The organism is Pseudidiomarina sediminum DSM 21906 (assembly GCF_000423165.1).
Lineage (GTDB): Bacteria > Pseudomonadota > Gammaproteobacteria > Enterobacterales > Alteromonadaceae > Pseudidiomarina > Pseudidiomarina sediminum.
In genome coordinates this window covers 570,353-582,674 of record NZ_KE383983.1, presented here as the reverse complement: position 1 = coordinate 582,674, position 12,322 = coordinate 570,353, and the positions used below count along the sequence as shown (strand labels likewise).

General features: G+C 50.2%; 12 protein-coding genes. All 12 read right to left on the bottom strand.

Annotated elements, in window-relative coordinates; translation table 11 throughout:
* Nucleotides 1–222: 222 nt before the first annotated feature.
* Genes G535_RS13250 through G535_RS0108000 form a run of 12 tightly spaced genes read right to left on the bottom strand, consistent with a single transcriptional unit; the run spans nucleotide 223 to nucleotide 12,316 of the window.
* Nucleotides 223–2,280 (bottom strand): type II secretion system protein D, encoded by a 2,058-nt coding sequence (locus tag G535_RS13250; RefSeq protein WP_051207064.1) that lies wholly within the window; start codon nucleotides 2,278–2,280, stop codon nucleotides 223–225.
* Between the two features lie 23 nt (nucleotides 2,281–2,303).
* Entirely contained in the window at nucleotides 2,304–2,813 is a 510-nt protein-coding gene (locus G535_RS0108050; RefSeq protein WP_026861597.1) for a hypothetical protein, read from the bottom strand.
* Nucleotides 2,810–3,376: a hypothetical protein gene (locus G535_RS0108045; RefSeq protein WP_026861596.1), complete on the bottom strand. Its 567-nt coding sequence runs from the start codon at nucleotides 3,374–3,376 to the stop codon at nucleotides 2,810–2,812. The genes G535_RS0108050 and G535_RS0108045 overlap by 4 nt, the downstream gene beginning before the upstream one ends.
* Nucleotides 3,373–4,491: a PilN domain-containing protein gene (locus G535_RS0108040; RefSeq protein ID WP_026861595.1), complete on the bottom strand. Its 1,119-nt coding sequence runs from the start codon at nucleotides 4,489–4,491 to the stop codon at nucleotides 3,373–3,375. Before G535_RS0108040 ends, G535_RS0108045 begins: the two co-directional genes overlap by 4 nt.
* Before the next feature lie 12 nt (nucleotides 4,492–4,503).
* Nucleotides 4,504–5,364, bottom strand: coding sequence for a hypothetical protein (locus G535_RS0108035; RefSeq protein WP_026861594.1), 861 nt, complete (start codon nucleotides 5,362–5,364; stop codon nucleotides 4,504–4,506).
* The gene (locus tag G535_RS0108030) at nucleotides 5,357–6,046 is read right to left on the bottom strand and encodes a PulJ/GspJ family protein (protein WP_026861593.1); all 690 of its coding nucleotides are present in this window, start codon (nucleotides 6,044–6,046) and stop codon (nucleotides 5,357–5,359) included. Before G535_RS0108030 ends, G535_RS0108035 begins: the two co-directional genes overlap by 8 nt.
* On the bottom strand, nucleotides 6,007–6,447 hold the full coding sequence (locus G535_RS0108025; protein ID WP_026861592.1) for a type II secretion system protein: 441 nt from the start codon (nucleotides 6,445–6,447) through the stop codon (nucleotides 6,007–6,009). The genes G535_RS0108030 and G535_RS0108025 overlap by 40 nt, the downstream gene beginning before the upstream one ends.
* A complete protein-coding gene (locus G535_RS13245) occupies nucleotides 6,431–6,868 on the bottom strand; it encodes a type II secretion system protein (protein WP_034727915.1) in 438 nt (145 codons plus the stop codon). Before G535_RS13245 ends, G535_RS0108025 begins: the two co-directional genes overlap by 17 nt.
* Entirely contained in the window at nucleotides 6,865–8,064 is a 1,200-nt protein-coding gene (locus G535_RS0108015) for a type II secretion system F family protein (protein ID WP_026861591.1), read from the bottom strand. The genes G535_RS13245 and G535_RS0108015 overlap by 4 nt, the downstream gene beginning before the upstream one ends.
* Nucleotides 8,064–9,755: a GspE/PulE family protein gene (locus G535_RS0108010; protein WP_026861590.1), complete on the bottom strand. Its 1,692-nt coding sequence runs from the start codon at nucleotides 9,753–9,755 to the stop codon at nucleotides 8,064–8,066. Before G535_RS0108010 ends, G535_RS0108015 begins: the two co-directional genes overlap by 1 nt.
* Nucleotides 9,752–10,162 carry a type II secretion system major pseudopilin GspG gene (gene gspG / locus G535_RS0108005; RefSeq protein ID WP_026861589.1) on the bottom strand — a complete coding sequence of 137 codons (411 nt, stop codon included), beginning with the start codon at nucleotides 10,160–10,162 and terminating at the stop codon, nucleotides 9,752–9,754. The genes G535_RS0108010 and gspG overlap by 4 nt, the downstream gene beginning before the upstream one ends.
* A gap of 12 nt (nucleotides 10,163–10,174) precedes the next feature.
* Nucleotides 10,175–12,316: a YjbH domain-containing protein gene (locus tag G535_RS0108000; protein ID WP_051207062.1), complete on the bottom strand. Its 2,142-nt coding sequence runs from the start codon at nucleotides 12,314–12,316 to the stop codon at nucleotides 10,175–10,177.
* Between the last annotated feature and the right edge of the window lie 6 nt (nucleotides 12,317–12,322).

Here is a 12,322-nt window from a genome sequence, read left to right as displayed (position 1 = left end):
TCGCTTCGATTTTTTTGAGCTTCACCCACTTTCGAGTTAACGGAGCCTCAACCAAGGTGATTAGTCTTGTTTGGCCTCCCTCTGGAGCAGATTGCGCACTCAATTTTTTTGTAAGCCCCGTCTCTACAGGACTTTCCCTAAAACCTTTGCCCGTTGGGAATTGTTAATTATGGTTTTAGTTACATCCATACGCCCAACATTTTTGCAAAGTCGAATGCAAGATTAGTCGTTTACCGAGATAGTTGTCAAGCCATCCGCTATAGTTTTTCTGATTTCTTCCCACTGTTCTGTACGCTCAATAATCCGCGGGGTAATGAAAATCACTAACTCTGTTTTCTCACTTTTTTCGGTTTCCGACTTAAACAGATTACCTAGCAGAGGAACGTCACCTAAAAGTGGCACTTTGCTATCTCCGCTTGAGGAATTCTCTGAAATCAAACCACCTAACAAGATGGTTTGGCCACTTTGTGCGACAACCTCGGTTTTGATGGTACGTTCAAAGATACTCGAGTTTCCTGCCACAGATGGACCTGATGGCGACGTGTTCGAGATCGTTTGATCAATTTGTAACACGACCAAGCCTTGCGCGTTAATGGTTGGTGTTACCGCTAACTGTACACCCGTTTTCCGATATTCGACCGACTGTGTCTGACTTTGCAGGTCTTCCGTAAACGTCGTCGAACCCACCACAGGAATATCATTACCAACGTTAATCGATGCTGAAACGCCATCGCGCACCACTAAGGTTGGGTTTGAAATCACATTCACTAGATTTGACGTTTGCTGCAAGCGTGCAATAAAACGGTCAAAACCATCCACCCAGTTCAAAGAAAAGCCACCAAGCTTGTCTACACCTAACGCTTGATAGGTGCCGCCGCTTAACTTACCGTTGCGAAACGCAAACTCGAAACCTTGTGCAAACTCATCTGACATCGTCACTTCGGCAATGGTTGCATCGAGCACAATTTGTTTTGGCATAACATCCAAACGACGAATGACTGGCAATAGTGCTTTATAATCACCGCCCGTGCTGTAAAAAATGATCGAGTTGGAACGCTCATCCACGGTCATCGCAATATCACCGTTGCTTGAAGAGCTCCCTTGACTTTGTTGTCCGGTGGTACCCGTTGCCGCAGCTAATCGAGGGTCCTTCGGCTGTGGGGCCTGAGCAGACTGGGTATCACGCGCCGTGCTAGCACTACCGCGACGACCTGCTCCGATCAAATTACCAATCGACTCACCCAAGTCAGAAGCACGCGCATAACGCGGATGATAAATGTAATAACCTTTTTCAGGTCCTTTACTCGGTTGGTCAATTTGTGCCGTCCAGTAACGCGCGCGGTCCAGCACTTCTTCGTTGGAAGCGAACATCGCTACCGCACCAAGCTGACTAACAGGCACCGTAAGCACCGCCACGCCTAATCCGGCTTGACGCCCCACACTAACGCCTTCAGCGTCCATCAATTGGCTTAATTGCTCGATGTAATCTTCTGGCGCCAGATAAGTAAGCTCCACCATCGCAATATTACGACCGCGATTGGCCGGGACATCCAAGAGTTGAATGAGATCCAGCAAACGCGCAATTTCAGCGCGCGTTCCTTCAGCAAAAAACGCATTTTGGGTCATGTCGGCAGACAGCTTCACCGTCGACAAATCACGCAAGGTACGTTCAAGCGATGGCTTCAAACCGTAATTTAACGGAATCACTTGCAAGATTTTTTGAGCTGTATCAGGAATATCGCGATAACGACGACCAAAACCGATCACGACATCATTACGCGCTTCTGAGCGTGGGAAGATGTAAAAGGTTTGATCGCGCAGCGATACATCAAGACCATTATCGTTCAGCAGTTGACGCGATAAAGTGAACAATTCACGTGAACTAACTTCGTTGGTCAGGTTCAGTGTGACGGAGCTACGTAATTCACCTTCAACAGCAATAACATAATTGGTCTGCAGGGCTTTGCCGAACACGGTTTCGATGAAGTTGCGCATCGGTAAAGCATTGGCATTGAGTGCATGCTTGTCTTTGGTTGAGAACTCCAAGGCAGGGTCACTATCGCTGCGCTTCAAGTAGTTCTCATAATCCAATGAGTTCAAACGCTGGAAACCATCAGATGCGAGCGTCGGCTCATCATCAACGTCGTTATTATTGGTGGCTGCAGCATCGGTTTGCATCCGATCAGGGTTGACCTTCATCGGTTCAGGCGTTTGCGTACAACCCAACAGACTGGCTGCGGCAAGCAGCGTTAGGGCAAATTGTAATTGGCTTCGACTCATATCTTCCTCGTCTGCTGTCGTCGTTAATAGTCAAACACCGGAATCACTACGGTGCTGCCATCAGCACCAGTGAAGGTGACACTACCAACGTTAATCTTGGTCACTTCGTAATTTTCCAGCACATAGCCTTGGGTCACTTCGGTTAATTCCAGTGAGCGTTCGGTCAGGTGTTGTGCTTCAAGCAAAGCAATTTGTTCTGAGCTTTGTGCGGGGCTATAAATGCCACGCACACGCACGCGCATTTCACCAAGGTTGACGCCGCCTTCAATGAGAGGTGTCTTCGCTTCTTCTGGCGCTGTTTCTTCAACTTGCTGTTGTTCTTGCGCTTGCGCACGAGCTTCGAGCCATGCGGTTACTTCACTCGCTTGGCTCAGTGTTGGAACTTGATAGCGACTGGCATCAAAGTCATTGACATTACGTGTATTAACGTCCGTCGTAATCATGACCCGCTGGCTGAAATCATACACGCACAGCAATACCGTCAAGATAATGGCAACTTTGACCATCGGGGCGAGTTGCGTCCAAAACTTCACGATGAGGCTCCCTCTAGACTATCACTGTTTTGCACAGCAACGTTGAGCATCACGGTTAAGCGCACGCCACCACGACTGCCACGGCGATTTAATTGACGCAATTCAATATCTTCTTGAGCGATGGTCGGCATGCTTTGCATGAGTTCAAAATGTGCCTGTGCAATGTTCGTCATGGCACCAGAAACCACCAGCTTACTACGCAATTGCGACAGGCTTGCGTTTTTCGGCTGTAACCCCGTTAGCCAACTAAACTCTTCTATACGTAGGCCATGCTTGCGAAAGACTGCTTCGATGGCGCCTTGCAACTGAATTTGCGTTAACGTCGCCTCGGTGGCCACCGGGAACTGCGCCAACATGGTTTGTTGGGCTGCTTGTGCGTCATTTGCGGCTTGGCGCACACGCTCAGCATTCACGAGCAATTGTTCTGAGCGCTCTAAACGTCCCTGCTCAAGCGTTAGGGTTAGATTTACGTCCTCTTGCCAGGCCAGCAACGGCTTCACGATAAATTGCAACGCAGCAAGTACTGCGGCAATTAACAATAAATTACGCTGAGAGCTCGTCATGAGGTTGCTCCTCCAGCTTTCAGCACGACATCAATACGAAACTGTTGCACTCCGCGATTGTCGCGCACTGGTGAGGCAAACTCAGCTTTTTCTACCTGGGGCAAGGCATGCAAGTCTTTCAGGAGTTGCAGCGCATCAATAGCGGTACCGCCGATCACCAGTTTACTGTCCGTTAATGTCATATACGTCAGCGAGACACTGTCATCAGGCAAGGCTGCGACCATGCGCCAAAAATTATTAATGCGCTCATCATCCACAAAACTACGTTGCAGCTCATCGAGACTACTGGTGGCTTGCTGAAATTGATTCTGTGCGGTGAGCAATTCTGAGACCTGCGGTGTTACTTCGGCTAAGCGTTGGGTCACCCACGTTTGCTTAAGCAGCAAATAGCCACTACTTAGGGCAAGGTACAAGGCAGCGACGACCGCTAAGCTTACGCCCAGCTGCTGCCATGGCAGTTGTCGTTGTTGGCCACTCTGGGGTTGCTGCAATGCTTGCTGCCAATACAAACTACCGACTTGCGCAACGCCGCGCGCACATAACGCCGACACTTGCCCCTGGGACAATGGCTGTGCCGCAGTTTGCTCACTGCAGCCAAGCGCCAATTTAGCTTTGGTGGCGTCGTTGACCAGCTTCGAGCGTAGCAAGGTTTGCCAGCGTTGCTCGGTCTTAAAGAGGAAGTAGCTTTGTTGCGAACTATTTACTTCGTACAAACCAGGCGACACGGCAGCACTTACTACCAACGACTCAGGGAAAACTAGCCACGCCTTGAGCAACAACGGCTGGGCTTGCTCACTTAAGGTAATGGTTAAGACCTGACGTTGGCTATCCTGCCAAGGACCAATGTAAAACAATTGGCGCGGTTGCGCTTTTTGCTTAAGGATTTTGCGCAGTGCTTTATACGAGCGAATGTTAAAGCTCTGCCAGTTCTCTTGATAGAGTCCGCGCGCGAGTACGACACAGGCGCAACGACGCTTTGGGGCGGTTTCAGGCTGCTCCGCACTCCCTTTGAACCACTCGAGGCGTTCATTGACACGCCATACGAGCTGCGCCAAGCCGCTCTTGAGGCGCTGGGTCGAGGATGAAGCCTTAGCTGTCGTCGTTGTTTCTGGCATTGTTGGTTATCATTATTCTTGTCGAAACTGCTTGGCGTGTCGCCGCAGCGGACTTGGGTGCCGTGGGCGATAATCTACTTCACGATAAAGCTGCAAACCCGTCACTTCTGAGGTTAAGCGCACGCGCTGACTTCCCCCTGGAAAGATACCACTGTCGAGGACATCGCCTTCAGCAGCGAATTCTTGTAGCAGGCCTGCAGAAATTTCGTTAGTTTTTCGTAATGAGCGGATAGTATCAGCTTGCCCTTGGCTAAGCAATACGGGCAGCAGCTCATCGGGGGCCCAGACAGGGTTGAAGGTAGGAGCGTTTACCGAAACAAAAGGCGCAATACGCTCAAGGGTCGCGACATCCCATAATGAAAGCTGTAAGAGATCGCCAAGTTGCTGGATCAGCATCGCACCAGGCTGTTGCAAATAATCTTTAAGCTCGCGGATCATCGCGTCGGCCTCGGCTCGCTCGACACCTTGCTGCAACAGTAATTGGTGGACGTCATTGGGGCGGTAATTGATGTCGAATAAGCTCGCTTCGTTTTGCAGTTGCAAACTGACCTGGTAGTTTAATGCCGCGTAAGCTGGGCGTTCAGGCAAGGCGATCGCAGTTTTGCCGCCATAAAAATTAATATGATGTAATGGGTGACTGTCATCACCGCGGGCAGATAACCACTCGTTACTCAGCAATAAGCTATCCACGTATGCTGCGGACGATTCTAATGCCAGTTGGCTCTCAACTTGCTGCTGCATGGCTTGGGCGCGTGCCACTGAGCTTTGCGTTTGCTGACTCATGATGATCAGCAGTACGCTAATAATGGCCACCATCAGCAACACCTGAAACAATGCCATTCCTTGCTGACGTTGAAAATTCAGATTAGACATCGCGAATGTACCTCGATAAAGCTTCTTCCACCGCATCCGGCACTTCAATGAACCAATAAAAACCATTCATATCCACTTGTATCGCCTGCGGGTGTAAAAAGCGCTGCATACCATCGTAGTCATTAAACCACTCAAGGCTGTAGGTATCTCCCATATCGGCGGCGACGGTCATGTTACGCTCGGTCAAAGAGGCATAGCCGTAATAATTAAAGTCAATTGCGCTCACATTGCTGTACAGCACCCGCCGAAAGTTAAACGGCAACTCTTGGCTCGCATCCACCAGAGCGCTGCTTTGCAACACGGCTTCTTCGTAGACCAGTTGATAATTTCCCTGCCCATCGGGCTCACGAAAGATTCGGTAGACGGCACTTGCAGAAGGATTTTGCACGCTGATCCGCGACACTGCGGTAAAGCCATTTTCGCGGCCTAGAAAATAGAAGCCATAGTCACCATCACCTTCTTGTACTGCTTTTGCGTACGTGTTCTGCGTGACTTTTTGCACCAGACTTAACAAGTGATGGCGCTCAAGGGTGCTATCTGAAAGCCCTTTATTGCGCTGCCAGTTTTGCATGAAATAGTCATATGCGAGGGTGCCGCTGATCATCAGTAAGCTCAGCAGCACCATGGCAACCAATGTTTCAATTAAGGTGAAGCCGCGGCTTGACGCATTTGCTCGTCCCATACCAGCTCCTCATAATGAAACTCACGCGCCGTTGAGCCATAGCTCATGCGCAAAGTGATTGCATACAATTGATAACGTGGTGCGAAGGTATTGGCAGCCCCTAGCCCTTCGTCAAAATAAGGCGCTGGCGGCAAATAGGCGACTTGCTCGGCTTGCCAGTCAATCTTCACATCTTGGGTGTAAAGATCTGTACCGCGGGTCTCCTCGCCATGCTGCAAGGTAAAACGAATCGAACTCCGTGCCGCTTCGACTTGCGACAACACATGCATGACCTCTGCCGCTTTGACTGAGTTTTGCATGTTGTTCTGAAACGCAAGCATGCCGGTGACCACAGCGGCAAACAAAATGGTCAAGGCGACCAAAATTTCAATCAGGGTGAAGCCGTTAGCGCGCGCCTGCATGGGGCACCTCCGCCAATGTTTCCTCAACCAGCGGCATATTCAATGTAGAGGTACGTTCGCGTTCACCTTCACGCCAGAAGAACTCCGCTGGAAACCAAAAACCGTGGCGGTTCACACGCCACTCCCGAACATCGAAGTGCAGGTACTCAAAGTCGTGGCTGTACACTGCTTGCTCAGCATTGCTCTGGTCAAAGACACGCAGGGTTTGTGCTTCGGTGCGCACCCAATAGTCTTGGTTGCGGCTGTAAGAAAGGAAACTGTACTGATCAAGCATGCGTAGCAGTTGCTCACGCTCTGCTGTTTGCTTGCTGCGCTCATATTGGTTGATGGCAACAGGGCCAATCAGAGTTGCAGCGATAGCAATAATGGCCATCACCACCAGTAACTCAATGAGGGTGAAACCTCGAATTCTTGGCGTCATATCTGCATGTCTGTGACGGCCGAGATACTCAACATCATGACCACAACCACCGAGCCCACCACAGCTCCCATAAACAAAATCAACGCCGGCTCAAGCAAGCTTGTGAAGCGCGTGACCCAACTGTAGAAGGTACGTCGCGAGCGATCAGCAATCTCGCCAAACACCCGCGCCAGCTCACCACTTTCTTCACCAATACTCAGCAAGGCTGCAAAGTACGGTGGATACAAACGCGACTCACCCAAACACTCCGCTAAACTTTCGCCGCGATTCATGCGTTCTGCGGCACGCGCCACCTCTGCTTGCAACGAAGTAGTACGCAAGGTTTTACTTGCTAACTTCATACTGCGGTCAATGGCGACGCCCGAATTCAACATAATATGCAAGGCGGCATTAAAACGAATACGCTCCACCAGTAAGTTCGCACCAGCGACCACTGGCAGGTGTTCGCGACACCAACTGCCAAGCCGCTGTATCGCCGGTTGGTCACGGTATTTCCAGAGGGCAATAGCGCCAACTACGATACCTAATCCAAGCCATAGTTGGTAATCCGTAAAGAAATCACTCACTGCGAGCAACGCTACGGTGTAGCCAGGTAGGTTTTCTTGATCTTGGAACAAGGTCGTGAGGTTTGGCACCACAAAATTAAAAATAAACACGATGGCAGCGATACACACGGTCAAAATCACTGCCGGATATACGAGAGCTTGCTTAATTTTCTCGCGCAGCTCCATCTGGTAATGCAGCTCTTCGGCCAATCGTTGAAAGGTACTTTCCAACTCGCCAGTTTCTTCGGCGATTTGCACTAGACCAATGTACAACGAGCTAAATACCGGGAATTTGGCTAAGCTATCGGACAACTTATGCCCCTGCTTGAGCTCCTGTAGCACATCCTTGAGGAGTTCACGTAACGCTGGTTTTTCAACGTTGTGTAAAAGAATTTCAAGGCCCTTGTCGACCCGCAGACCAGAGGTCAGCAGCAAACTCAGCTCGGCGGTAAAGAACTCAACATCGCTGAGGTTCAAGCCAGCATCACCAAACACATTGGCATTTAAGCCGGTCGACGCTTCTTTCAGATCGGCAATAAGCAGCTGTTGCTTTTCTAAGCGCGCCCGTGCGGTTTCCAGATCGACCGCATCAATACGGCCTTTCTGTTCGACCCCGCTAGGGTTATAAGCAACGTAGGTAAACCAAGCCATTAGCCTGCAACCCTCACTACTTCGGCCAAGGTGGTTTCGCCACGCAAGGCTTTCAAGACGCCGTCTTCGAGCAAGTTGCGATAACCCCGTTCGCGATTCAAGCGGCGTGCTTTGGTAAGAAATTCAGACTGGCCAAGTAACTCGGTCAATTGCTCGTCACAACGCATGTATTCAATGAGGGCAACACGGCCCGCATAGCCGGTATGGGCACAATGCTCACAACCGACCGCACGCTGCAGTTGTGGGGTAACGTCAAAACGTTCCAGCAACCAGTCCATTTTCATTTTCGCAAAGGCTTCATGAGCTTCGGCATCAGGCTGCTTACAATGCGGGCACAATTTACGTGCTAAACGCTGACCAACGATGACTTTGATGGCTGCGGCCAATAAAAACTCTTCAACGCCAAGATCAAGCAAACGCGTGTACGCACTTGCCGCATCGTTGGTGTGCAAGGTACTGAACACGAGGTGCCCCGTGAGCGCCGATTGCAAGGCAATGCCTGCGGTTTCGGCATCACGGATCTCACCAACCATGATAATGTCAGGGTCTTGTCGCACTACGGACCGCAGCGCGTTGGCAAAGGTAAAACCAATCTCGCTCTGGACGTGTACTTGGTTAATACCATCGAGCTGGTACTCAACCGGGTCTTCAATGGTAATGATCTTCACATCCGGCTCATTGCGGCGTGACAGGAATGAGTACAAACTGGTGGTTTTACCAGAACCGGTTGGACCGGTCAGCAAAATAACGCCCGAGGTTGCTTGAATATCACGCAGCAGTTCCGCTTCAACGTCGGGCTCAATGCCTAAAGTTTTCACGTCATACGCAAGGTTGTCCTGCAGTAAGAAACGCATCACCACACTCTCGCCTTCACCAACCGGCAAGGCCGACACCCGCACATCGACGTTTAAACCGTCAATGCGTAATTCAATTTTGCCATCTTGTGGGCGACGTTTTTCAGCAATATCCATACTCGATAGCAACTTCAAGCGGGTCACTACCGGCAGTACCATGTGCATGGGAATAAAATCAGCTTCATGTAGCACGCCATCAATGCGATAGCGCACTCGCCCTTTGCCTTTCCATGGCTCGATATGCATATCTGAAGCACGACGGCGCAAGGCTTTCGCCATTAAGTTATTGAGCAAGTTTACCGTCGGCGCTTCCGATGCCATCTCACGCAAACGGTCTTCTTCAAGCATGGTTAATCCGGCACTGGTCGCCGTATTTTCCGACTCTTGCTGCAAACGACTCTGCAACTGATTGAAGCTGTCTTCACCGACCAACACCAAATCCACAGCTGGATGTTGTTGCTTGGCGACAAATTCAAGTAAGGTTGCTTGGCTTGGGTTGGTACAGGCGCAACGCAACTGGGCGTCTTCGATGTGTACGGGAACACAAGCATGTTCAAGACAGGCATCCACCAAACCACGGTCGAGCTGTTCTTGCAATTGCTGCCAATGGGCATCATTGTCGAGCAGCTGTTGCAAAGCTTCTTCATCCAACTGCTCAAGCTCATAAACTTCGGCGTAATAGGCAGGCAAGAACTCTGAGCTCAATGCGCCCATACGCACTAAAATCTGTTCCAACTGACCGCCGTTACGGGTCTGGAACTGGAGCGCTTTGGCCATGTCGTCTTCACTGACACGAAAGCGCTCTGTAAAGAGTTGCGAAACGTTAGTTACACTCATTTATAGATAATGTCTGCGTTATTATCTTCACCGCCTTCGCGGCCATCGGCACCATAAGACAGCAAGGTGTAAGGCGCGCCATTCTCGCCCGGCACGCGATACACATAGTCATTACCCCACGGGTCTGCCGGCACGTCCTGCGGAAAATAAGGCCCTTGCCAATTGGCTTCATCACTGCTTAACAGTAAATCGAGGCTTTCTGGGAATTTCCCCATATCTAAACGATAGGTGTTTAACGAAGTCTCCAGTACTTTCATTTGCGCTTGGGCCGTTTTAATACGCGATTCATCAACTTTCCCAAACATTGCCGGCCCGACAATACTGGCGAGCAAACCCAAAATAACCATTACAATCAATAACTCAATCAGGGTAAAACCCTTGTGCATCCGCTTTGCTGCGAATTTCATACCTTTACTCCGTTATTCTTTATAAAACGGACTACGCAAGTCCGTTGCATGGAACAATTGCACACCACGATTCAACATTTGCCCACCGTCTCGTGTCAGCGGCGTCCAACCGATGTAACCACGGTTCGGACTATGCTCAATCTGCAGCAGGTCAATCGGGAAGCTAATGTAAAACCCTTTACTGAAGCTACCTTCACCATATTCCTCTGACGAAACATTGGTTTTTGACGCATACGCGCCAACGATGACACCACTTTTAAACTTATGCTCAACATTTAACTGCAAGCCGTTATCTTGTGCAAGGAATTTACCCCATGCGGCCTTAATTAATGTGCGCGGTAAGAAACTTGGTTGATAATACCCAGTAACATGCCCGGTAAAGGTGTCATAGTCCAAGAAGCCCATGTGGCTGTCATAGTCCCGCTGTTTGACCCAGTTCAGATCAACCCCCACGGCCCAATTGCTGTCGAGCTCGCGGTACAACAACTCGGTACCCACACCACCAAACATCCGCTCTAAATAACCACCATACACTGAGGTATAAACGTTCGGTGCTAACTGGTTGATGTGTGACAGCTGTAAGTTCTCGACCCAAATATCACTGTGGGTTACATACTCACGAATATAGGTACGTACGCGTGGCAGCGGAGAGGCGTAACCATCCACTAAAAAATTGAAGTCATCAAAGTTGGTGATGATGTTGCCGCTCAAGGTGCCGTGGACAAAAGTGCCCTCGGTCAACCACATTGACGCGTTTAAGTCGAGACCAGCTTGGTACATGTAGAAATTTTCTGGGTTACCAAAGCTTTGATCCAAGAATGGACGTACACTCAAGCGCGGCATTGAGCGCTGGTATTGCGCTTCAAAGAAGCCGGTCTGTTCGCGTTGTTCCAGCGCCGTATTCGTGCGAGTGAACGCATCCTCAAGGGTGCTATCGATGTCACGTCGCTGAATGGCGGTGCGCGCTTTCTCAAGATCCACGACCGTAGTATTCACTTGGATCTGATCGTGTTGCTCCACAATTTCCAAGAACTTATAGTTGTCCGATAAACGTTGATCAGCTATGCGTGCCGCTTGGCGAATGCCCTGCTCCGAATCGCGGTAATACAACTGGTGGGCATAGACGCGCAAGGTATCGACGTCATCACTTTGATAGTCGGTACGATCGTTTTGCATTTCACTCACTGCAAGGCCGGCCAAGCGATACAAATCGCTGCGCATCGCCCGCATAGTGCTGGTATCCTCAGGCCCTTCTGCGCGCTCAAGTGAGGACTTAGTATTTGGTGTTGGCACCCGGCGGTTGGCGGTTTTCACCTGGCCTAAACCATTCAAATCTACTTCACCTGAGAAACCGAACATGAAGGTATTGCCGCGCTCATAGCTAAGCTTTAAGGTCCAGTTGTCTGAAACTTTATAGTCCGCACCAAAGTTCCACGCGGAATCCACCTCAAGCTGACCAAGGTAGCGTTCATTCGAGTAGTCATTACCGTCATATTCAGCTTTTAGCACCAAAGGGTCGAATGGCGTTTGGTATTGCAGACCACCAAAAAGAGAGGTTTCACCACGGAACCATTTGTCGACTTCAAAGCGGCCACCACGGCCACTGTATCCGCCTTCGCGGTCGCAAAAGGTATCGGACACCTCGCAGAACGGGTTGCTGATATTATCGCGACGCCCCATGTAGCCCCAGCCTAACCCCAGCGTGACGTCTAACGGCCCAAAGCGCTTGCTGGCAACCAAGTATTCGCTGGCAAAAATACCAGTACCAGCTAAGTCGCGCCAACCGACAGCCACTTGTGGTAACCAATAACTCTCTTCCAATAAGCGTAGTTTGACATCAAGACCTTTATCTTTGCCGGTTTGATCACCACTAAAATCCGGGTTAGCACTGTAAAGAATAGGACGGATATCGTTGTAGCGGATCGTGGTTTCTAACCATGGAAAGAGTTGTAAGCTGACCGCGAGACGACGGTATTCTTCATTGTCGTAATAGAGCCCCGAAAGCGTGCCGTAGTCGGCAAAGCGCGCGTTCGGCATCTGCATTAAACCAACACCACCAAAATCCGATTGACTGGCATTATCGTCGGCCGCAGCTTGCGGACTCGCAATCAAAGCGCTAATTGCTACAGCTAACGCGCTGATGGATGTTTTCATAGGAGA